The organism is Aliidongia sp., from assembly GCF_035943795.1.
Classification (GTDB): domain Bacteria; phylum Pseudomonadota; class Alphaproteobacteria; order ATCC43930; family CGMCC-115725; genus Aliidongia.
This window is the reverse complement of sequence record NZ_DASZBY010000101.1, coordinates 18,541-41,028: the sequence shown is the minus strand read 5'-3', so window position 1 is coordinate 41,028 and position 22,488 is coordinate 18,541. Positions and strand designations below refer to the sequence as shown.

Sequence of the window (22,488 nt, the reverse complement as noted above, 5' to 3'; positions counted from 1 at the left end):
CGTCATACTCCCAGGCTTCGTTGCGTCAGTTCCGGCGCTGCATCGAGGCCCGCGGTGTCGCCGCTCCAGATGGTCCGGCCCTTCTCGATGATGACGTGGCGATCGGCCAGGCGTTTCAAGGCGGCGAGGTTCTTGTCGACCACCAGGATGGCCTCGCCCTCCGCCTTCAGCAGTGCCAGACAGCGCCAGATCTCGGCCCGGACCAGCGGCGCCAGCCCCTCGGTCGCCTCGTCGAGGATCAGCAGGCGTGGATTGGTCATCAGCGCCCTGCCGATCGCCAGCATCTGTTGCTCGCCGCCGGACAAGGTGCCGGCGCGCTGCTTGCGCCGCTCGGCGAGGCGCGGGAACAGCTGATAGATCCGATCGAGATCCCAGGGGTCGGCGCGATGCCGGCCCGACGCCGCGGTCGCCACCAGGTTCTCGCGGACGGTCAGGGTCGGAAATACGCGCCGGCCCTCCGGCACCAGGCCGATGCCCAGGCGCGCGATCCGCTCCGGCGGCAGGCCCGCGATCTCGCGGCCGTCGAACCGGATCGAACCGGCCTTCGGCCGGTTCAACCCCATGATCGCCCGGATCGTCGTGGTCTTGCCCATGCCGTTGCGGCCGAGCAGGGTCACGACCTCGCCGGCGTCGATGCCCAGCACGATGTCGAACAGCACCTGGCTTCGACCATAGGATGCCTGGAGTCCTTCGACGACCAGCATCAGGCCGCCCCCTCCCAGCCGCCGTCGTCGGTGCCCAGATAGGCCTCCATCACGACGGGATCGGCCCGGATGGCGGCGGGCGTACCGGTCGCGACGGCGCCGCCATAGACCAGCACGGTGACCCGGTCGGCCAGCGCGAACACTGCGTCCATATCGTGCTCGACCAGCAGCATCGAGACGCGACCCTTAAGGCGCTGCAGCAACGCGACCATGCGGCGGGATTCCTCCGACCCCATGCCGGCCATCGGCTCGTCGAGCAGCAGCAGCTTCGGTTCGGTGGCGAGCGCCATGGCCAGTTCCAGCTGCCGCTGTTCGCCATGGGCCAGTTCGCGCGCTTTCGCTCCCGCCCGCGCGGTCAGCCCGATATCCTCGATCACCTGCCGCGCCGGATCGCGCAGCGCCGGCTGACCGGCCGCCCGGCGCCAGAAGCCGTAGTGCCGGCCGAGCCGGGCCTGGACCGCGAGGGCCACGTTCTCCAGCACGGTGAATTCGGGCAGCACGGCGGTGATCTGGAAGGAGCGGACCAGCCCGCGCCGTGCCCGCGCCGCCATGCCGAGCCGGCTGACGTCCTGGCCGTCGAACCGGATCGAACCGGCGTCGGACGGCAATTCCCCGGCCAGTTGGGCAATCAGCGTCGATTTTCCGGCGCCGTTCGGCCCGATCAGCGCATGGCATTCGCCGGCCTGGACGTCGAGCGACAGGTTGTTGGTCGCGACCAGCCCGCCGAAGCGCTTCACCAACCCCTGGGCTTCGAGCAGCGCCGTCACGACCGGCGCGTCCCGGCCAGCACACCCCAGAGGCCGCCGCGCGCGAACAGGATCAGCGCCACCAGGATCGGCCCCAGCACGATCATCCAATGCTCGGTCCAGGCCGCCAGCACAGTCTCCAGCAGGATCAGCACGGCGGCGCCCAGCACCGAACCATAGAGTGTGCCGAGCCCGCCCAGGATGACCATGATCAGCAGGTCGCCGGACTTGGTCCAATGCAGCAACTCGGGGCTGACGAAGCGCACCTGGTTGGCCATCAGCGCGCCGGCGAGGCCGGCGACCGCGCCCGACAGGGCAAAGGCCGCGAGCTTGATACCATAGGGCGGGATGCCGAGCGCCGCCAGCCGCCGCTCGTTCTCGCGCACCCCACGCAGCACCATGCCGAAGCGCGCGTCGAGCAGCCGGCGCGCCAGGACCAGGAAGCCGATCAGCAATGCCGCGACGACGTAATAGAAGCTCGTCTCGTCCCGGGTATCGAGGCCCGGCAGCAGATTCCTCGGCCGAAAACTGAGGCCATCGTCACCGCCGTAGGTCTTCAGCGAGACGAACAGGAAGAACAGCATCTGGGCGAAGGCGAGCGTGATCATGATGAAATGCACGCCGGCGGTGCGCAGCGACAGCGCGCCGATCGCCAGCGCCGCCAGCCCGCCCAGCACGAAGGCGGCCGGCCAGGCGACGAGCGCCTGGTTGGTGCCGGGGATCAGGCCCAGGAACGCCGTGTCCTCGTGCGCATGGAACGCCAGGATGCCGACCGCGTAGCCGCCGATGCCGAAGAACGCGGCGTGACCGAAGCTGACCATGCCGCCGAACCCGACGATCAGGTCGAGGCTGGCGGCCGCCAGGCCCATGACGAGAATCCGCGTGCCGAGCCCGATCAGGAATGGCTGGCCCACCGCCGAGACGCCCCAGGGATAGGCCAGGATCAGCACGAACCCGGCAAGGATCAGGCCGCGTTCGCGGGTGAGCTTACCCATGGGCGGGAAACAATCCGCGCGGCCGCCACAGCAGGATGGCCGCCATCAGCAGATAGACCGCCATGGACGAGACGCCACCGCCGACCGCGTCGGCGTCGGACGTGCTGAGCAGGGTCTTCAACAGGCCGGGTAGAAACGCGCGGGTCAGGGTGTCGACCATGCCGACCAGCAGCGCGCCGATGAAGGCGCCGCGAACCGAGCCGATGCCGCCGATGATGATGACGACGAAAGTCAGGATCAGCACCTGCTCGCCCATGCCGACCTGCACCGAGAACACCGGTCCGGCCATGACGCCGGCGAGCCCGGCCAGCAGCGCGCCCAGGCCGAACACCAGCGTGTAGACGAGCCCGATGTCGACGCCCAGCGCCCGCACCATCTCGCGATCGGAATTACCGGCGCGGATCAGCATGCCGAGCCTGGTGCGCGCGACCAGCAGGTACAGGCCCAGTGCCACCAGCAGGCCGACGGCGATGATCGCCAGGCGATAGGCCGGATAGGGCACACCCGGCAGCAGTTCGACCGAGCCCGCGAGCCACGGCGGCATGCGGGCAAACAGCGGCTGGCGGCCGAACAGCATGGTCGCGGCCTCGTTGAAGAACAGGATCAGTCCAAAAGTGGCGACGACCTGGTCCAGGTGATCGCGCGCATAGAGCCGCCGCAGCACCGCCGCCTCGACGATCATGCCGATGATCGCGGCCGCCATCGTGCCGGCGACGAGCGCCGCCAGGAACGACCCGGTCCGATCGCCGGCCCAGGCGGCGGCGAACGCGCCGATCATGTAGAGCGAGCCATGGGCCAGATTGATCAGGCCCATGATGCCGAACACCAAGGTCAAGCCGGCGGCGAGCAGGAACAGCATGATGCCGAACTGCGCGCCGTTGAGGATCTGTTCGGCCAGCAGCATGCCGGGCGGATCCGCTACATCTTGCACTCGGCGGCGTAAGCGTCGCCATGGGCCTCGAAGATCTTGCCCATGGTCTTCAGGATCGGCTTGCCGTCCTCGCCCTTCACGACCTTGAGCGCGTACCAATCCTCGATCGGGTGCTGGTTGACGCCGAATTTGAAGGCGCCGCGCACCGATTGGAAATCGGCCTTGCGCAGCGCCGCCCGGAACGCATCCGTCTTGTCGACGGCGCCACCCACGGCCTTCAGCGCGCTGCCGATCAGCCGGGCGGTGTCATAGCCCTGGCTGGCGTAGTAGGTCGGCGTGCGATGGAACTTCGCCTCGTAGGCGGCGACGAATTGCTTGCTCGCCGCATTGTCGAAGTCCGAATTCCAATGGGACGAGACCTGCACGCCCAGCGCCGCGTCGCCGACCGCGCCCAGGGTTCGTGCATCCATCGAGGGTGCCGCCAGCACCATCGGGATCTTGTCCATGAGACCGGCCTGGACATATTGCTTCAGGAAGGTGATGCCGAGGCCGCCCGGCTCGAACTGGAACACGGCGTCCGGCTTCGCGTCGCGGATCTGCGCCAGCTCCGGCGCGAAATCGGTCTGGTCGAGCTTGGTATAGACCTCGCCCGCGATCTCACCCTTGTAGGTGCGCTTGAAGCCGCCCAGCGCGTCCTTGCCCGCCTGATAGTTGGGCGCGAGGATGAACATCTTCTTGTAGCCGAGGTTGTTCGCGTATTGCCCGGCCGACTCATGCAGCGAATCGTTCTGCCAGGCGACGACGAAATAATTCTTGTTGCAGTCCTTGCCGGCAAAGCTCGACGGCGCCGCGTTCGGCGACAGGTAGAAGGCGCCGGCATCGAGGATATCGGGCACCGTGGCGCCGGCGACGTTCGAGAAGATGATGCCGGTCATCACCTTGATATGCTCGCTGGTCAGCATGCGCTGCGCGATGTCCTTGGCGTTGCCCGGCTTCAGGCCGTCGTCCTCGACCTCGACCGCGACGGGCACGCCGCCCAGCTTGCCGCCCTCCTGATCGATCGCCAGTTGGAAGCCGTCGCGCACCTCCTCACCCAGATAACCGCCCGGACCGGACAAGGTCGTGATCATGCCGATCTTGACCGGTTCGGCCGCAAATGCCTGGCACGAGACCCCCACCGCCAGCGCGATCGCGCCCAACGTCCGCATCCCTGTTCCCATCGCCCGAACCCCCGTTGGCATCTTCCGGATTTTCCCGGATTGATTGGCGCCCAGCAGACCAAACTCAGCCGTTCCCCGCCAGCGAAAAGAAGCGTGCCGCGCTAACGCCGAACAGGGCGCCTTACGGGCGGCGCTCAGATCTTCGCTCGCGCGAACCAGGTCGCCGATCTGGCGGCCCACCTTTGGCCTCGATCAGCAGGTGCAGCGCGTGCGAATCGCGTACTTTGCCATCGTCCCGGAGCACCGAGATTGGGGCTGCGTCGGTGCCCGACCTTGCCGCACGATAGCGCACGGCCGGCGGCGCCCGCCCGCGATCAATCCCGCTTGAGCAGCAGGCCAAGGCCGAACAGCGCCATCGCCCCGCCGGCCGCCCGGGTCAAGCCCCGCTCCGCCCGCCGATAGAGGCGCACGGCACGCGTCGTCGAACACAGCAGAACCACCGCGCCGTCCCAGGCAAAGCCGCTCGCCACCACGACCGCCCCCGCCGCCACGCAGAGCCACCCGGGTGATCCCGGCCCGATGAACAGGACGAACACGCTGCTGAAATAGACGGCGGATTTGGGATTGAGCAGATTGGTCAGCAGCCCCTTGGCGTAGCTCGCCCCGAAGGCGGCACGGTGGAAATCGATCGTGCCGGAATGGCTCGATGCAGACGCCGACCGCCACAGCCTGATCCCGAGTTGGATCAGATAGACGCCGCCGCCGATCCGGAGCAGGCCCGACAGCCAGGGCACGATCTGGAACAGCAGGGCAAGCCCGGTCGTCACGGCGATGCACCAGACGATCGACGCGGTCGCAACGCCCAGTGCCGCACCCAGGGCCGGCCGCCGCCCATGGCGCATGGCCGATTGGCTGATCAACAGGAAATTCGGACCCGGCGTCGCCGCGGCGGCCAGGTTCACCGCGGCGAGAGACGCCAGCAGAGCGATGTTCGGGTTCATGTCGTCCTGCCTCGATATCGGAGGCAGCAGTTTAGACCGGTAAAGCTGACATCGACTGTCAGCTTTACCGGTCCCGCAGAATTAAATCGTCCGCGCCTACTGGTAGTAGGAGCCTTGCGGCGGTGGCGGCGCGTAATAGCCTGGCGCCGGCTGGGGCGGGTAGTAGCCGGGCGCCGGTGGAGGCGGCGCATAATAGGTCGGACGCGGCGGCGGCGGGGTGGTGGCCGCACCGCCGATCGCGCCGACCGCACCGCCGATCAGCGCACCGGTCGCGGCACCCCGACCGCCACCGGCAGCCGCGCCGAGGGCGGCACCGGCACCGGCGCCGAGCAGGCCACCGCCGACCGCACGCTGGCCAGGATCATAGGGGTCCGTACAGGCCGCGAGCCCCATCGACAGGGCCAGGGCGGCGACACAGGGCATCAGCAGCCGTTTCTTCATTCGGCGTCTCCGACGGGGAATGGCCCCCGTGATGATTGAACGCGGCGGGCGGTCCGGCCGTTCCGATCGAGCCCGCGGCTCGATCATGAAAGGATCTCGGGCGCCGCAACGACGACGTTGCGGCCGTTGCGCTTGGCAGCATAGAGCGCCTTGTCGGCCAGTTCGACAAGATCGGCCATTTCCCGCTGGCGGTCGGGCATCACGGTCGCAAGCCCGACGCTGATCGTCAGGTAGTCGACCGTGGGCGCGAAATGATGGTCGATCCGCTCGCTCGCGACTGCGGCACGCAGGGATTCGGCCAGGATGAAGGCGCCGGCCTGGTCGGTTTCCGGCAGGATGCAGGCGAATTCTTCGCCGCCATACCGCGCGACATAGTCGCCGGGCCGATTGAGGGTTTCGTCGATGAGCGTTGCGACCCGGCGCAGGCACGCATCGCCGGCCGGATGGCCATAATTGTCGTTGAAGCTCTTGAAATGATCGATGTCGATCAGCAGCAGCGACATCGCACAGCCGGCGCGGACGCTGCGAAGCCATTCCCGCTCCAGCGTTTCATCGAAGCCGCGCCGGTTGGGAATGCCGCTAAGGCCGTCGGTGAGCGCCAGTTGGGCCAGCGTATCGCGATGGCGCTTGAGTTCCAGGTGGTTGCGCGCCCGGATGCGGGCGATGTCGAAATTGACCGGCTTCGCCCAGTAATCGGCGGCACCCATTTCCAGGCCGGTCTTCTCGTCCGCCTGCTGGTCCTTGCCGGTCAGGAACACGACCGGCGTCAGCTTGAAGCGCTCATCCTCCTTCAGATGACGCAGCACCTCGTAGCCGTTCATGCCCGGCATCATCACATCCAGGATGATCAGGTCCGGCTGCTCCCGCGCCGCGATCCGCAGCGCGTCCTCGCCATTGGTCGCGAACAGCACCCGATAGTGCCCGTGAAACGCCTGTTGCAGCCGCTTGAGGCTGAAGGGCTCGTCGTCGACGATCAGGATCGTCTGGGTTTCAGCCATGAGAGACCTCGTCGATCGTCTCGAGCAAGCCGCGCATGATGAAGGCCGCACGCCGGAAGTCCAGTTCCTCGATCGCCCGCCCGATCGCCTTCAATTCGCGGGACGCCCCCCGATCCGGGGCATGGCGCAGGAATTCGTGGAACCGCGTCTCCGCCTCGAAATCCTGGCGTTCGAGCAGTTGGACGATCTGGGTCAGAGCGGCACGCCGGTCGTGCCATGGGAACTCCTCCGACGCCGTCGCCGGTTCGATCGTCCGTCCGCCGGCGCCGGGCGCTTGCGAAATGCGGTCGATGCTGCCGCACGCCTCGTCGAGCGCCGCCTGGACCCGACGGAACAGGTCGTCGAGCCCGGCGGTTTCTCCGCGATTCAATGTCCGCTCCAACGCGCGCGCAGTGGACGCGACCGAGACGGCCGAGATGGAAGCCGCCATGCCGACGATGCTGTGGGCCGCCAGCTCCGCATCGCGCAGATCCTGGCCGGCGAGTGGGGTCCGGATCAGTGCCTGCTGAATCTGAGCTTCCGAGGCCCGTGCCCATTTGGGAAAATCGGCGAGCAGTTTCTTGAACAGGACGGCATCTCCGCCTGCATGGGCGACACCGGCCGCGAGATCGAACCCGGCAAGCCGGACCGGCAATCCGGAGATGGCGGCACCTGCATCCGCCGGAATTTCGGTCTCGACGGCGCCGATCTTCACCGCATCGGCCGGCGTCTCGGCGCGCGGCTTCATCCAATGGCGCAGCGTGCCCCACAGCCGCTTGACTTCGATGGGCTTGGCGACATGGTCGTTCATCCCGGCTTCGAGGCAGGCGTTGCGCTGCTCATCCAGCGTATGGGCGGTCATGGCGATGATCGGCAGGTCTTCGGCCGAATGGGTCTTGCGGATCAGCCGGGTCGCCTGGAACCCGTCGATATCGGGCATCTGCACGTCCATCAGCACCGCGTCGAAATAGCCGGGCGCCGAGCCGATCGCGCGATCGACCGCCTCGCGGCCGCCGTTCACCGCTTCGACCAGCACACCTTGCTGCTTCAGGAAGACCGTCGCGATTTCGCGATTGAGCGGCTGATCGTCGACCAGCAGGATGCGCCGTCCGCGCAGATCGCGCCACTCCTCGGACGGGCTGACCATGATCTCGGGTTCGGCCGATGCGCCGCCCGGCTGCTCCAACGCCCGGACGATGCCGTCCAGAAGATCCGCCGGACGGATCGGCTTCGCCAAGGTCTGCGCGAACAGCCAATCGTTTCCCGTGCGGCGGCCGATATGGTCGGCCAGCCGGAGCAGCGGCGGGCGCAGCCGGCCCGCAAGGCGGACGATCTCCATCGCGGTCGTGGCACAATCGGCATCGGTCAGCGCCTCGTCCAGGATGACCAGATCGAACGGCGGCGACGCGCGCGACCATTCCTCGATCGCGGCCCGGCCGGTCGCGACCGCGACGTAGGAGAGGGCGTGCTTGTCGAGGCACCCCGCGACGCGCGCCTGCGAATGCGGATCGCCGTCGGCGAACAGAATATGTGGGCGCTCGATCCCGTCGGGCAGGATGAAGTCGTGCCGCTGTTCATCCTCCTCGCAACCGAGCCGCAGCGCGAAGGCGAAGGTGCTGCCGATGGCAGGCTCGCTCGTCACCGAGATCTCGCCGCCCATCAGTTCGACGAGATGCTTGCTGATCGCCAGTCCCAGGCCGGTTCCGCCGAAGCGTCTCGTGACCGACGCGTCGGCCTGGTGGAATTTTCCGAACAGGTTCTGCACCTGCAGCGGTGTCATGCCGATGCCGGTATCGCGGATGGAAAATCGCAGGCGGACCGCGCCCTCCTCCTTTTCGACCAGGCTGACGGCGACGACCACGCTGCCCCGTTCGGTGAACTTGATGGCGTTGCCGGCCAGGTTGACGAGTACCTGAACCAGACGAAGCCGATCGCCGCGCAGCGCGCGCGGCAAGGCGTCGGGCAGGGCGAGGTCGAATACGATGCCTTTGCTGCTGGCGCTCGCACTCAGAATTTCCGCGACCGTATCCAGCGCTTCGCCAAGGTCGAACGCGCTCTCGTCCAGATCGAACCGGCCAGCCTCGATCCTGGAAAAATCGAGAATGTCGTCGATCGCTCGCGACAGATGCTCCGCGGATTGGAGAATCTTCTCGACGGATTCAGCCTGGGTCCGCGCCAGCCTGGTCGGCCGCATCAGCGTCGCGAAGCCGATGATGGCATTCAGCGGCGTCCGGATCTCGTGGCTCATATTGGCCAGGAAGTCGCTCTTCGCCCGAAGAGCCTCCACGACCTCCGCCCGCGCCGCGCCCAGCGCACGCAACGCCTCGTCCCGCGACGACACCGCTTCCCGCGCGGCCTCATCCGAAGCGGACAGGCGGCCCGTGAAGGCACGGACGATCGAGATAGCCGCCAGGATCGTGACCGCAGCCGCGATCGGCAGAATGGCGGCCGCGATTGCGCAGAGGCCAGGCTTGCTGCCCCAGGCCAAATCTTGTGCGAGCAGGACATAGATGGCGACGGCGGCGGATACGAGCGACAGGCCGAAGCCGGTAAGCAATGTCGCAATGAGCCGGAAGCCGACGCCGTTCCATCGTGATTCCGCGCGGCTGGCATCCACGGTCATGAACGAAACGGCTCCACCCTATTGAAAATATTCGAAAGCCGGTTCGATCGCAGCGGTCGCGCCGCAAAGATTACCCAGTATCCGGCATCCCGCTCAACCAATACCTTGCTGCTGTCGCCTTTTCGCGGAGCCGCACCCGCTGAGAGATCAGATCGGCATCGGCGCCGATGGCACATCGGCAACCGGACCGTGGAACGAACCTCGGCATGACCGCGTTCTATCCATGAAGAAATTCGGGAGAACCGCTATGCTTCTACTCATCATCATTCTGATTCTATTGTTCGGCGGCGGCGGGTTCTACGGCTATCGCCGGAATTACTATGGCGGCGGCGGCATCGGCATCATCGGCGTCATACTGATCGTCCTGGTCGTGCTCGCCCTGTTCGGCGGTCCCCACATGGGTTGGGGCGCTTAACCAGAGCGATCGCCCAGACCTTCACTCAAATCCGATAGGAGAATCGTCGTGGATGAGAACCAGGTGAAAGGCGCCGGCCGCAGGGTCATCGGCCGGATCGAAAGTGCCGCCGGCGCACTGACCGGCTCGGCGAAGGCCGAACTCAGCGGCAGGGCTCGCGCCGCCGCCGGTGAAGTTCAGGAGAACTACGGCGCCGCAATCGATGCCGCGCGCAGCTTTGCCGTCGAGCAGCCGATCACGGCATTGTTGGCCGCGGCCGGCGTGGGCTTCCTGGTCGGCTTGTACGCCGCTCGTCGATAGTCCGAATGGCAAGGCGAGGAGCCGTCGACCTCGGGGTCGGCGGCTTTTTGCTGCCGGGCACCCCCTTCCCCCGCCCCATCCGCCATGAGATGAAAGGGGCGATTGTCCGGGGATGAGGTTCGTCCGAATGCGTATCGCCTTGATTCACGCCCTGCGTCATTCGATCGTGCCGATCGAAACCGCTTTCGCGCGGCTGTGGCCCGAAGCCGAGTTGCAGAACCTGCTCGACGATCGGCTTTCCGCGGATCTGGCGCGCGATGGCCGACTGACCCCGGCCATGACCGACCGCTTCCTGACGCTCGCCCGCTATGCGGCGGATGGTGGTGCCGACGGGCTGCTGTTCACATGCTCCGCCTTCGGGCCGTGCATCGAGGCCTGTGCCGCGGCCCTGGCTCCCATGCCGGTCCTGAAGCCGAACGAGGCCATGATCAACGACGCCGTCGCCCGCGGCAGCCGCATCGGCCTGTTGGCCAGCTTCGCCCCGACGCTCGCCTCGATGCCGCCGGAATTCCCGGCCCCCGTGACGGTGGTTCCCCGGCTGATCGAGGGCGCGATGGCGGCACTCGATCGCGGCGACGGTGCCGAGCACGATCGCCTGACCGCCCTTGCCGCCCGTGGCCTGGCGGATTGCGACGTGATCGCCCTCGCCCAATTCAGTCTCGCCCGGGCGGCGGACGCGGTGGCAGCCGCGACCGGCAAGCCGGTCCTGACCACGCCCGATTGCGCAGTCGTGGAAATGCGCCGCCGGCTGGGCTTTTCCAGCGGCGGCTAGACCCCGGACGGATCGCGGAATGCGACGGCCCGCTGCTCAAATACGATGCCGCCGGCTCCGGGGCAGCGGCTAGTCTCCCGCCCAACGGCCGATGAGCGCCGGGGGTTGAGGAGGAGTTCGCATGCCGGTCGAGACGTCACCGAGCACGCTGTTCGAAAAGGTTTGGTCGCGCCACCGCGTCCTGGAACGGCCCGACGGCCAGACCCTGCTCTATGTCGACTGCCACCTGATCCACGACGGCTCGGCACCGGCTTTCCAGACCCTGCGTCGTCGTGGCGTCGGCGTGCGGGTGCCCGGTCGCACCTTCGCGACCCCCGACCATTATGTGCTGACCGACACCCGCGCCATCGCCCGGATCCCGGATCCGGAAAAGCGCGGCATGGTGGAGCAACTGGTGCAGAACACCGCGGCTTCGGGCGTCACGCTGTTCGGCCTGGGCGATCCGCGCCAGGGCATCGTGCACATCATCGGACCGGAAGAGGGCCTCAGCCAGCCCGGCGCCCTGCTCGTCTGCGGCGACAGCCATACCTCGACCCACGGCGCGGTCGGCGCGCTGGCCTTCGGCATCGGCTCGACCGAGGTCGCCCATGTGCTGGCGACCCAGACGCTGTGGCAACGCAAGCCGCGCACGTTCAAGATCCAGGTCGACGGCTCGTTGCCGGCCGGCGTGACGGCGAAGGACATGATCCTCAGCATCATTGCCAGGATCGGCGCTGCCGGCGCCACCGAGCATGTGATCGAATATGCCGGCAGCGCCATCCGCGGCCTGTCGATGGAAGGGCGCCTGACACTCTGCAACATGTCGATCGAGGCTGGCGGGCGCGCCGGCATGGTGGCGCCCGACGACGTCACGTTCGATTATCTCCACGGCCGCCCCTATGCGCCGAAGGGCGCCGACTGGGATGCCGCGGTCGCGCGCTGGCGCCGGCTGCCGACCGATCCGGGCGCCGTCTTCGATCGCGAAGTGACGCTGGACGGAACGAGCTTCGAGCCGATGGTGACCTGGGGCACCAGCCCGGAAAACGCCCTGCCGATCAGCGGCATCATTCCCGATCCTGCCGCCGAGCCCGATGCAGAGCGCCGCGACGGCATGCGGCGCGCGCTCGACTACATGGGCCTGACACCCGGCACCAGGCTGGATGAAGTGCCGGTCGACCGGGTGTTCATCGGTTCCTGCACCAACAGCCGGATCGAGGATCTGCGCGCGGCTGCGGCGGTCGCTTCCGGCCGCAAGGTCGCCGAAGGCATCACGGCCTGGGTCGTTCCCGGCAGCGGCCTGATCAAGCTTCAGGCCGAGGCCGAGGGCCTCGACCGCGTCTTCACCGACGCCGGTTTCGAATGGCGCGAGGCCGGCTGCTCGATGTGTCTCGGCACCAACGGCGAGATCGTGGCGCCGGGCCAGCGCTGCGCCTCGACCTCCAACCGCAATTTCGTCGGGCGCCAGGGCCCGGGTGCCCGCACCCACCTGATGAGCCCAGCGATGGCGGCGGCGGCGGCGGTGACCGGACACCTGACCGACGTGCGCCGGCTGGAAGGTGCTGCATGACCCCCTTCGTCGAGATCGAGGCCACGGCCCTGCCGATCGACCGGCCCAATTTCGATACGGACCAGATCATCCCGGCCCGCTTCCTCAGCCGCGATCGCGACCTGGGCCTGGCGGAATGCCTGTTCCGGGACCTGCGCTTCGCGGCCGATGGCAGCGAGCGGCCCGAATTCGTGCTGAACCAGCCGGCCTATCGCGCCTCGCGGATCGTCGTCGGCGAGAAGAACTTCGGCTGCGGCTCGTCGCGCGAGAACGCGGTCTGGGCGCTGCACGACTACGGCATCATGGCCGCGATCGCCCCAAGCTTCGGCGACATCTTCAAGAACAATTGCGTGAAGAACGGCATGCTGCCGGTCGTGCTGCCGGCGGCGGTCGTGAGCGACCTGATCGCCCAGTTGCACGCCGACCCGGGCGCCAAAGTTCAGATCGACCTGCCGAGCCAGACAGTCGTCCTGCCGGACGGCTCGAGCCACGGCTTCGAGATCGATCCCTTTGCCAAACATTGCCTGCTGAACGGGGTGGACGAGCTCGCCTTCACCCTGTCCCAGGTCGACCAGATCGCGGCCTTCGAAAACCGTTACGGCCGTGAAAACAGATGATCGAGGAGACGACCCCATGAAGATCGCAGTCCTGCCGGGCGACGGCATCGGACCTGAAGTGACGGCGCAATCGGTGAAGGTGCTGCGCGCCATCGCCAGCAACCGGTTCGAACTGGAAATGCAGGAAGCGCCGATCGGCCAGGCCGGCGTCGATGCCGCCGGCGTGCCGCTGCCGCCGGAAACCCTGAAGATCGCCGGCCAGTCCGATGCGATCCTGTTCGGCTCGGTCGGCGGCCCGACGGACGAGTTGCCGGATCGGAGCAAGCGGCCCGGCGCCGGCCTGCTGAAGCTGCGCAAGACCCTGTCGCTCTACGCGAACTTCCGCCCCGCCGTGCTGTTCCCGGAACTGATCGGCGCCTCGACGCTGCGGCCGGAGATCGTCGAGGGCGTCGACATGATGATCCTGCGCGAGCTGAACGGAGACTTGTATTTCGGCGAGCCGCGCGGCGTCCATGTCGAGGACGGCAAGCGCATCGGCATCAACACCATGCGCTACAGCGAGGACGAGATCGCGCGCATCGCCCATGTGGGATTCCAGACCGCGCGCAAGCGTCGCGGCAAGCTGTGCTCGGTCGACAAGGCCAACGTGCTGGAGACGATGCAGCTGTGGCGCGAGGTCGTGATGGAGGTCGGGCGCGAGTATCCCGACGTGGAGCTGAGCCATCTCTACATCGACGCGGCCGCGATGATGCTGATCCGCAACCCGCGCCAGTTCGACGTCATCGTGACCGGAAACGTGTTCGGCGACATCCTGTCGGACGCGGCGGCGATGCTGACCGGATCGATCGGCATGCTGCCCTCGGCCTCGATGGGCGAAGGGACGCTGGGCCTGTTCGAGCCGGTCCACGGCTCCGCACCGGACATCGCCGACCAGGACATCGCCAACCCGCTGGCCTCGATCCTGTCGTCGGCGATGCTGTTGCGCTACTCGCTGAACCGGCCCGACGAGGCCGACCGCGTCGAGCGGGCGGTTCGCTCGGTGCTGGCCGCCGGCTATCGCACGGCCGACATCTACCAGCCCGGCACCCGCAAGGTGGGCACCACGGAAATGGGCGATGCCGTGGTCGCCGCTTTGGAGCATGACGTCTAGGTCACCACCGGGGCGAGGACGGCGTCATCGGACGCCGTCCGGCTTACCGCAGACCGAAAAATCCCAGTACCGCCAAGACGATGACGACGGCGCCTACCAGCCAGATGATGTTGTTCATGTCATTCTCCCCGGTTGAACCGCCTTTCCAACCGTCGAGCGGGAAGTCCGTTCCCCCGCCAATCGCTGATATAGGGCCGCGCGGCAAATTTTCCGACCGGCGCCGGCCCTGGATTCATTCTTTCCAAACCCGTTCGCTCGATATTGCTCGCGCAATCCTTCCAATTCGATCGCGAGTGGCTAGCCTTGTTCAACCGAATTCGGGAATTCATTCGCCGGGCACTGTTGCCGGCATGCGCACGTCACAAGCGGACCATCGCGGTCGGATTCTGCCTGTTGCTCGCCGGCGCGGCCCTGGAAAATTCGGACAGGATCGCCCATGCCTTCGGCGTATCGTGCAATCTCTGCCAGCCCACCGGTACCGCGCAGTCGGCGTTCGACCGTGCGCGCCAGGACCAGGGTTCCCGCGCCGAGAGCGCCGCGCCCCAGCCGGAATTCAGCTACACGCAATTCCTCGAGCGGGTCAAAACCGGCGAGGTAAGCGCCGCCATTCTGCCGCGCCACATGGACGGGCCGCAGCAGATCTCGTTCCAGAACCGGGACGGCCGCTTCGCCACCACCATGCTGCCGAGCGCCAGCCTCGCCAAGACGGTTGCGGACCTGCTGGTCGAGAACAAGGTCGAGATCCTGACCAACGTGCCTTCCGCACTCGACGCGGAAGAGCTGGGCCCCCTGTTCCGCTCGCTGCTGCCGACCTTGTTCATCGGCGCGCTGTTGCTGTTCATGACCGGCCGGGTGCCGGGGGTAGGCAACGTGCCGGGCGAATGGATCGGCGCCGACAAGAATTCCACCCGCTTCGGCGACGTCCAGGGGGTCGACGAGGCCAAGGCCGAACTGGTCGAGGCCGTCGGCCAACTGCTCGATCCGACCGCCGCCGGCGACCTGGGCGCCCTGCCGCCGCGCGGCATCCTGCTGGTCGGCCCGCCAGGCACCGGCAAGACCCTGCTGGCCCGCGCCGTCGCCGGCGAGGCCGGAGCGTCGTTCCTGCGTCTGTCCGGTTCGGATTTCGTCGAGATGTGGGCGGGCCTCGGCGCGCGTCGCGTCCGCCGAGTCTTTGCCGCCGCCCGCAAGCGCGCACCCTGCGTCATCTTCATCGACGAGATCGACTCGCTCGGGCGCAAGCGCTCGGGCGGCTCGTCCGGCGCCGACCGCGAGAGCGACCAGACCCTGAACGCGCTGCTGGTCGAGCTGGACGGCTTCTCCCGGGACGACCGGGTGCTCGTGCTGGCCGCGACCAACCGTTCCGATACGCTGGACGATGCGCTGGTCCGGCCGGGCCGCTTCGACCGGCATGTCCAGGTCGGCCTGCCCGACCTCAAGGGACGTCGCGCCATCCTGGCATCCCACGGCAAGCGGGTGCGGCTCGATCAGGCGGCCGATCTCGAAGCGATGGCGCGCGGCACGCCGGGCTTTTCGGGCGCCGAGCTTGCCAACATCATCAACGAAGCGGCCTTCGCGGCGAATCGCCGGGGCGGCAAGACCATCTGCTCGATCGACCTGGAAGAAGCGCGCGACCGCGTGATGATGGGCAGCGAGCGCAAGAACCTCGCCTGGCGCCCCGAAGAGCGCGTGCTGACGGCCTGGCACGAAGCCGGCCACGCGCTGATCGCCCTGCTGATGCCGGACTCCGACCCCGTCCACAAGGCGACCATCGTGCCGCGCGGCCGCGCGCTGGGCATGGTCGTGCGCCTGCCGGAGCATGACCGCTTCGCCGCGTCCCGCGCCAAGCTCGAGGCCGATCTCGCCGTCGCCGTCGGCGGCCGCGTCGCCGAGGAGCTGAAATTCGGCCCGGACCGGATCACCACCGGCGCCGAGGCCGACATCAAGGCGGCGACGGACCTCGCCCACCGCATGGTGGCACGCTGGGGCATGAGCGAGCGCCTGGGCTTCATGAGCTGGGACGCCGAGGACGGCCGCATCGAGGAGCCGGTGCGCCAGGAGATGAAACGCGAAATCGACCAGGCGCTGAAGCGGGTGCGCAGCCTGATGAAGATCCATCGTACAGCCCTGGAAGCGATCGCGCTGGCGCTACTCGACAAGGAGACGCTCGATCGCGGCGAACTCGAACAGCTGCTGGCCTCGGCTCCGGTCGCGGCCGGGACGAAACCGCGGGTTGCCAAACGGTCACGCGAAATCGTGCCGATCGCGCTGGCGGCGGAGTAGCCGCGGGAGAACCGCCTCTCTATCGGTCGGGCCACTTGACGACTCAACTGATATATTAATATGTTTCGCATTATGCCGATCCCGCTCCGACCCCGCGCGACCCTTTCAGACCAGGCGTACGACACGCTGCGCGCGATGATCGTGCGCGGCGAGATGCCGGCGGGCACGCGCCTGTCCGAACCGGAGCTGACCCAGCGCCTCGCCATCGGGCGGACACCGTTGCGCGAGGCCCTGCTTCGCTTGGCGCAGGACGGGCTGGTCGCGATCTATCCGCAATCCGGCAGCTTCGTCACCCCGATCAGCCTCGTCCAACTCGAGGAAGCGCAGTTCGTGCGCGAACGCCTGGAATGCGGCATCATCCGCCGGGTCGCCGAACGCGCGGACAAGCGCGCCTTGTCGAGCCTGCGTTCCTTGCTGCAGCGCCAGGAACAAGCGGCGAGCGAAGACGATGCCGAGCAGTTCCACGATCTGGACGAGGCCTTGCACGAAAGCTTCTGCATGATCGCTGGCTGGCCCGACGTGTGGCGCCTGATCCACCGCAGCAAGGTCCAGATGGACCGGGTCCGCCGCCTCAGCCTGCCGCTCGAAGGGCACATGCCGCACCTGATCGCACAGCACCGGGCCATCCTGGATGCGGTGACGAGGCAGGATGCGGAGGGGGCCGAGGTCGCGATGCGAGGGCACCTGCGCGAAGTTTTTTCGACGATCAGCCTATTGCGGCTGGACACAATACCCGGGACGCCGATGATCCGAGCAGCGGCGCCGGGCCCATCGAAGGAGTTTTAGCTTGGAACAGACATGGCGGTGGTTCGGTCCCGAGGACGCGATCACCCTCCCCCAGATCCGCCAGACCGGTGCCACCGGCATCGTGACCGCGCTGCATCACATCCCCTACGGCGTGATCTGGAGCGTCGAGGAGATCCAGAAGCGCAAAGCGATGATCGAGGCCGCCGGCCTGCGCTGGAGCGTGGTCGAAAGCGTGCCGGTGGCGGAGCCGATCAAGCTGGGCGCCGGCGATCTGGCCCCGCTCTACGAGAATTACCGCCAGTCGCTGCGCAATCTGGCCGCCTGCGGTATTGCGACCGTCTGCTATAATTTCATGCCGATCCTCGACTGGACGCGGACCCAGCTGCGCTATCCGCTGGCGACCGGCGGCACCGCGTTGCGCTTCAACGCGTTCGAGTACGCCGCGTTCGACTGCTACATGCTGGAACGTCCGGGCGCCGAGGCCGAGCATGGCCCGGAGGTATTGGCCAAGGCGCGTGCCTGGTTCGACGCCGCTTCCGAAAGCGACAAGGACGATCTGCTGGCCTGCATCATGTCGGGCCTGCCTGGCGCCTACGACCGCTATGACGTGCCCGGCCTGAAGCGCGTGCTGGAGACCTATGGCGGCGTGACGGTCCAGGATCTGCGCGACAATTTCGCCCGCTTCCTGCGCGAGGTGATCCCGACGGCCGAGGAGGTCGGCGTGCGCATGTGCGTCCATCCGGACGATCCGCCGCGCCCGATCTTCGGCCTGCCGCGCATCGTGTCGAGCGAAGACGACATCGGCTTCATCCTGGGCGCGGTCGATTCGATCGCCAACGGCCTGACCTTGTGCACCGGATCCCTGGGCGCCGGTCCCAAGAACGATCTGCCGGCGATCGCGCGCCGCTTCGCCGGGCGCATCCATTTCGCCCATCTGCGCAACGTCGCGAAGGAGCCGGATGGCTCGTTCATGGAAGCGGACCATCTGGGCGGCGACGTGGACATGGTGGCGGTCGTGACCGAGCTGCTGGAAGAGCAGAAGCGCCGGCGCGATGGGCAGGATGCCAACTGGCGCATCCCGTTCCGGCCGGACCATGGCCATGAACTGCTGGACGACGAAGGCCGCAAGACCCACCCGGGTTATCCGCTAGTCGGCCGCCTGAGGGGCCTGGCCGAAATCCGCGGCGTCATGACGGCCGTGTCCGCCATGAAGAAGCTTCCGGTCTGACGACGCTTCCGGCTAGCCTTGAGCGGCGGCACGGATCCGTGCTGCCGCTCAAGGGATCCCGATGAATCTTCGTATCGACATTCTGACGCTGCAGCTGTTCGTCGCGATCGTCGAGGAACAGAGCATCGCGAAGGCCGCGGAAAAAAAACATATCGCCGTGTCGGCGGTCAGCCGGCGCATCTCGGACATGGAGGAGATGCTGCAGGTCGAGCTGCTGTATCGGCATTCGAAGGGCATCGAGCCGACCTCGGCAGGCTATGCGCTGCTGGAACATGCCCGCATCGTGCTGGGCAACCTGGCCCATCTCGAGACCGAACTGGTCGGCTATCGCCAGGGCACGCGCGGCCATATCCGGCTGTTCGTCAACCGTTCGGCGATCCTCGAATCCCTGGCGCAGGAACTGGGCGAGTTCCTTGTGCTGCATCCCCTGGTGCGGGTCGACCTCGAAGAGAGCATCAGTCCGGAAATCATCCAGGCCGTCACCGAAAACCGGGCCGACCTGGGCATCTTCGGCGGCAACATCCTGGCGCCCGACCTGCAGGTCTTTCCCTATCGGCAGGACCGGCTGGTCGCCATCGTGCCGCGCGACCATGCGCTGGCCGCGCGCGCCAAAGTGCGCTTCGCCGACCTGGTCGATCAGGAATTCATCAGCCTGGAAAAAGGCAGCTCGATCGACACCCTGTGCGTGAAGGCCGCGGCCGAACTCGGACGCCAGCTCAAACTCAGGATCCGGGTCAGCGGGTTCGACGCGCTGTTCCGCATCGTCGAGGCGCGGATGGGGGTGGGCGTGGTGCCGATGGAAATCACCCATGGCCGTTTCGATCCCGGCAGCCTGGTGGCCGTGCCGCTGGACGAGCCCTGGGCGCAGCGCACGCTGGTCCTGGCCGTGCGCAACCGGGCATCGCTGCCGCCCGCGACCCGTCTGCTGGTCGAGCATCTGCTGGCGGCCGAGGCGAAATAAGCCCCGCTTTGCCCAAATGGGATTCGTGCCATCGTCAGGGGCGATGGCTCTTTGCCGAACCGCGACTGTTTCAAACCCCGGCCCTACCTATAATCCGACCATTCCCGAGCATCCGGATCAAAGCCGACGAAGTATTTCTCGGCGGCGAGTGATGGGAATACTGAGACGCCGGCGTTTCCTTCCGTAGAGCGCCACGTCCTTGGACTTTCTGCAAAAGAAATGGGCGGCAAGTGCGCAATGCACTCCAAGCAAGCGCCTGGAAAAAGGGAGAACGGTCGATGGCGATGATCTTGACGAGACGTTCGATGATCTGCGTCGCCGGGGCCGGTGGCCTGTCGCTGGCTCTGGGCCAGCGTGCGCGGGCGGAGGCCAAGCCCGGCCGGGTCATCTATCCGACCGCCGAGGTCGCCTACATGTCCCAATACGTTGCCGATCGCATGGGCTTCTTCAAGGATGCCGGGCTGGACTGCAAGATGGTCCAGGGCGGCAGCGGCGTGAAAATGCGCGAAATCGTCGCCTCCGGCCAAGGCGACATCGGCATCGGCGACATGTCGCACCCGATGCAGCTGTCCAACCACGGGCGCAATGCGCGGATCCTGCTGCCGGTCGACATCCGCAACGCCAGCGTCGTGTTCATGATCAACAAGCAGCTGGCAGACTCCGGCGTGTCCACGCTGCAGCAGTTCGCAGCGTCGAAGCGGCCGGACGGCCATAAGCCGATCATCGGCGTCTCGTCGCTCGGCGGCACGAACCATGTCTGGGCGTCCTATTACATGGAGCAGATGAAGCTCGACGACCAGATCACCTGGGTCGGGGTCGGGGTCGGCGACGTCGAGAGCATGCTGGGCTCGCTCAAGACCCGCCAGATCGACGTGTTGGTGAACTCGACGGCGCTGCTGAAGACCGCGACGGAGAACGGCTGGGGCAGCCTGCTGTTCGACGGGTCAGGCGAGGCGAACTGGAACCAGTATATCGGCGGCAAGGTGCCGGCGACCGCGCATTTCAGCCTGCAGACCACCATCGAGCAGGACAAGCCGAAGATGCAGGCTTTCGTAACCGCGCTGTGGCGGGCGACGCAGTGGATCAAGACCCATTCGGTCGAAGAGATGTATGCCGCCAGCGAATCTTTCCTCGGCAGCACGTCGCGGGCGAGTACGTCGGCCGACATCGCGCAAATGAAGGATCTGTTCGACTACACCGGCGAGATCGATCCGGCGAGCTACGAGCGGGGGGCGAAAGTCTGGTTCCGCGAAGTGACCGGCATCAAGCCGATCCCGATGGCCCAGATCGTCGATTCGAGCTTCGCCCTGGCGGCGAAGCAGGCTCATCCGGCTGGATAGGATGCTTTCTGCAGTGAGGACAGCGACATCGGCGGCGACGGAGACGCGCGTCGAGGTCAAAGGGTTGTGCAAGTCGTTCAAGCTGGGAACGACCGTGATGGAGGCGGTGAAGGACGTCTCCTTCTCCATCGCCAAGGGCGAGTTCGTCGCCCTGCTGGGCCCATCCGGCTCCGGCAAGAGCACCGTGCTCAACATGATCGCAACCCTGCTGAAACCGAGCGGCGGCGAGATCCTGATCGACGGTGCGCGCACCGTGCCCGGCAAGGCGAGCCGCCAGGTCGGCTATGTCTTTCAGAAAGATACGCTGTTTCCCTGGCGCACCGTCGCCGACAACATCGGCTATGGGATGGAGCTGGCGGGCGTGCCGAAGGCGGAGCGTGCGGAGCGGGTCGCGGTCTGCGTCGAACAGGCGGGCCTGCGCGGCTTTGCCGATGCCTACCCGTCATCCCTGTCCGGCGGCATGCGCCAGCGCGCCGCGCTGATGCGCACCCTGGTCGTCGAACCGCAGATCCTGCTGATGGACGAGCCGTTCGGGGCGCTCGACACCCACACGAAGATCGACATGCACGACGTGCTGCTGAAGATCTGGGACCGGGAAAAGCAGACCGTGCTGTTCGTGACCCACGACCTGGGCGAGGCGCTGACCCTGGCCGACCGGATCATTTTATTCTCCGCCCGTCCCGGCCGCATCAAGGAGATGTTCGCGGTCGACCTGCCGCGCCCGCGCGACGCGGTGACCCTGCGCGAGACGCCGCGCTATGCCGAGCTGTTCACTCATATCTGGCATTCGCTGGGCGAGGAATTCATCAAGGGGCGCGCACCATGAGGGCGCAGCATCGCCACCCCGGCACCCTGCTGTGGCAGGCGGCGATCTGCGCCGTCGTGCTGGCGCTCTGGCAATGGGGCTTCGATCTGCACGCGTCGCTCCCGAACCTGGTACCGGACCTGTTCGACCCGTATTTCGTATCGAAGCCGACGGAGATCCTGGACCAGTTCCTGGTGCTCGGCTGTTTCAAGACCGGCCTCGGCGCCTGGAACGGCTGGTCGAACGGCGAGTTCGGCCGCTGCATGGTCAAATTCGACAACAACCTGTGGATCGCGACCTGGGTCACGCTCAAGAATACGTTCTTCGGCTTTCTGACCGGCGTGTCGAGCGGCTTCGCGCTGGGCCTCATCCTCGGCCGGTCGGACCGCTTGAGCGCGATCTTCCAGCCGTTCATCACGGCGGTGAACTCGATCCCGCGCATCGCGCTGGCGCCGATCATCGTGCTGGCCTTCGGCATCGGCGATACGTCCAAGGTGGTGACATCCTGGCTCGTCGTCGTGTTCCTGGTCTTCTACAACACCTTCGCCGGCGCACGGTCGGTCGACGAGGGCTTCATCAACGCCTCGCGCCTGCTGGGCGCCAGCGAATGGCAGATCACGCGTACCGTGGTGATCCCATCGACCATGGCCTGGGTTTTCGCGTCGCTGACGCCCGCCATCTCCTTCGCCCTGATCGGCGTGATCGTCGGCGAATTCATCGGTGCCGAGCGCGGCATCGGCCGGCTGATCATCGAGTCCGAGGCACGTGGCGAGGCGTCGGGCATGATGGTCGCCGTCACCATCCTGATGGTCGTCGGCATCATCCTGTCGGCCCTGATCTGGCAGCTGCAGGTCTACCTGCTGCGCTGGCAGCAGCAGCGGCCGCAATGA

General features: G+C 66.9%; 22 protein-coding genes. 13 read left to right on the top strand and 9 right to left on the bottom strand.

All coding sequences use genetic code 11. The annotated features are described in order from the left end of the window. Positions 1-2: 2 nt before the first annotated feature. From VGV37_RS19740 to VGV37_RS19700, 9 genes are all read right to left on the bottom strand, one after another. A complete protein-coding gene (locus VGV37_RS19740; protein WP_326881461.1) occupies positions 3-704 on the bottom strand; it encodes an ABC transporter ATP-binding protein in 702 nt (233 codons plus the stop codon). After that, positions 704-1,471 (bottom strand): ABC transporter ATP-binding protein, encoded by a 768-nt coding sequence (locus tag VGV37_RS19735; protein WP_326881460.1) that lies wholly within the window; start codon positions 1,469-1,471, stop codon positions 704-706. Before VGV37_RS19735 ends, VGV37_RS19740 begins: the two co-directional genes overlap by 1 nt. Then, the gene (locus tag VGV37_RS19730; protein ID WP_326881459.1) at positions 1,468-2,445 is read right to left on the bottom strand and encodes a branched-chain amino acid ABC transporter permease; all 978 of its coding nucleotides are present in this window, start codon (positions 2,443-2,445) and stop codon (positions 1,468-1,470) included. Before VGV37_RS19730 ends, VGV37_RS19735 begins: the two co-directional genes overlap by 4 nt. Continuing rightward, entirely contained in the window at positions 2,438-3,349 is a 912-nt protein-coding gene (locus VGV37_RS19725) for a branched-chain amino acid ABC transporter permease (protein WP_326881458.1), read from the bottom strand. The genes VGV37_RS19730 and VGV37_RS19725 overlap by 8 nt, the downstream gene beginning before the upstream one ends. A gap of 14 nt (positions 3,350-3,363) precedes the next feature. After that, positions 3,364-4,524 (bottom strand): ABC transporter substrate-binding protein, encoded by a 1,161-nt coding sequence (locus VGV37_RS19720; RefSeq protein WP_326881457.1) that lies wholly within the window; start codon positions 4,522-4,524, stop codon positions 3,364-3,366. Between the two features lie 326 nt (positions 4,525-4,850). Next, positions 4,851-5,477, bottom strand: coding sequence for a LysE family translocator (locus VGV37_RS19715; RefSeq protein ID WP_326881456.1), 627 nt, complete (start codon positions 5,475-5,477; stop codon positions 4,851-4,853). A gap of 96 nt (positions 5,478-5,573) precedes the next feature. Beyond that, positions 5,574-5,918 carry a cell envelope biogenesis protein OmpA gene (locus tag VGV37_RS19710; protein ID WP_326881455.1) on the bottom strand — a complete coding sequence of 115 codons (345 nt, stop codon included), beginning with the start codon at positions 5,916-5,918 and terminating at the stop codon, positions 5,574-5,576. Between the two features lie 83 nt (positions 5,919-6,001). Continuing rightward, complete coding sequence (locus VGV37_RS19705) at positions 6,002-6,916, bottom strand: diguanylate cyclase (RefSeq protein WP_326881454.1); 915 nt, start codon at positions 6,914-6,916, stop codon at positions 6,002-6,004. Next, the gene (locus tag VGV37_RS19700; RefSeq protein WP_326881453.1) at positions 6,909-9,518 is read right to left on the bottom strand and encodes a hybrid sensor histidine kinase/response regulator; all 2,610 of its coding nucleotides are present in this window, start codon (positions 9,516-9,518) and stop codon (positions 6,909-6,911) included. Before VGV37_RS19700 ends, VGV37_RS19705 begins: the two co-directional genes overlap by 8 nt. A 247-nt stretch (positions 9,519-9,765) precedes the next feature. Between VGV37_RS19700 and VGV37_RS19695 the strand changes: the two genes are divergently transcribed. From VGV37_RS19695 to VGV37_RS19635, 13 genes are all read left to right on the top strand, one after another. Further along, positions 9,766-9,933 carry a DUF3309 family protein gene (locus tag VGV37_RS19695; protein ID WP_326881452.1) on the top strand — a complete coding sequence of 56 codons (168 nt, stop codon included), beginning with the start codon at positions 9,766-9,768 and terminating at the stop codon, positions 9,931-9,933. A 48-nt stretch (positions 9,934-9,981) separates the two neighbouring features. Next, positions 9,982-10,233: a CsbD family protein gene (locus VGV37_RS19690; RefSeq protein WP_326881451.1), complete on the top strand. Its 252-nt coding sequence runs from the start codon at positions 9,982-9,984 to the stop codon at positions 10,231-10,233. Positions 10,234-10,360: 127 nt separating this feature from the next. After that, on the top strand, positions 10,361-11,005 hold the full coding sequence (locus VGV37_RS19685; protein WP_326881450.1) for an arylsulfatase: 645 nt from the start codon (positions 10,361-10,363) through the stop codon (positions 11,003-11,005). Positions 11,006-11,126: 121 nt separating this feature from the next. Further along, on the top strand, positions 11,127-12,551 hold the full coding sequence (leuC, locus tag VGV37_RS19680) for a 3-isopropylmalate dehydratase large subunit (RefSeq protein ID WP_326881449.1): 1,425 nt from the start codon (positions 11,127-11,129) through the stop codon (positions 12,549-12,551). Further along, positions 12,548-13,147: a 3-isopropylmalate dehydratase small subunit gene (gene leuD, locus VGV37_RS19675; RefSeq protein ID WP_326881448.1), complete on the top strand. Its 600-nt coding sequence runs from the start codon at positions 12,548-12,550 to the stop codon at positions 13,145-13,147. The genes leuC and leuD overlap by 4 nt, the downstream gene beginning before the upstream one ends. A 16-nt stretch (positions 13,148-13,163) precedes the next feature. After that, a complete protein-coding gene (gene leuB / locus VGV37_RS19670; protein ID WP_326881447.1) occupies positions 13,164-14,237 on the top strand; it encodes a 3-isopropylmalate dehydrogenase in 1,074 nt (357 codons plus the stop codon). 303 nt (positions 14,238-14,540) lie between these two features. Further along, positions 14,541-16,517 carry an ATP-dependent metallopeptidase FtsH/Yme1/Tma family protein gene (locus VGV37_RS19665; RefSeq protein ID WP_326881446.1) on the top strand — a complete coding sequence of 659 codons (1,977 nt, stop codon included), beginning with the start codon at positions 14,541-14,543 and terminating at the stop codon, positions 16,515-16,517. A 60-nt stretch (positions 16,518-16,577) separates the two neighbouring features. After that, positions 16,578-17,303, top strand: coding sequence for a GntR family transcriptional regulator (locus tag VGV37_RS19660; RefSeq protein WP_326881445.1), 726 nt, complete (start codon positions 16,578-16,580; stop codon positions 17,301-17,303). A gap of 1 nt (position 17,304) precedes the next feature. After that, positions 17,305-18,492 carry a mannonate dehydratase gene (uxuA, locus tag VGV37_RS19655; RefSeq protein WP_326881444.1) on the top strand — a complete coding sequence of 396 codons (1,188 nt, stop codon included), beginning with the start codon at positions 17,305-17,307 and terminating at the stop codon, positions 18,490-18,492. 61 nt (positions 18,493-18,553) lie between these two features. Further along, on the top strand, positions 18,554-19,453 hold the full coding sequence (locus VGV37_RS19650; protein ID WP_326881443.1) for a LysR family transcriptional regulator: 900 nt from the start codon (positions 18,554-18,556) through the stop codon (positions 19,451-19,453). 278 nt (positions 19,454-19,731) lie between these two features. Further along, the gene (locus VGV37_RS19645; RefSeq protein ID WP_326881442.1) at positions 19,732-20,793 is read left to right on the top strand and encodes an ABC transporter substrate-binding protein; all 1,062 of its coding nucleotides are present in this window, start codon (positions 19,732-19,734) and stop codon (positions 20,791-20,793) included. A 13-nt stretch (positions 20,794-20,806) separates the two neighbouring features. Next, entirely contained in the window at positions 20,807-21,619 is an 813-nt protein-coding gene (locus VGV37_RS19640) for an ABC transporter ATP-binding protein (protein WP_326881441.1), read from the top strand. Continuing rightward, positions 21,616-22,488: an ABC transporter permease gene (locus VGV37_RS19635; RefSeq protein ID WP_326881440.1), complete on the top strand. Its 873-nt coding sequence runs from the start codon at positions 21,616-21,618 to the stop codon at positions 22,486-22,488. Before VGV37_RS19640 ends, VGV37_RS19635 begins: the two co-directional genes overlap by 4 nt.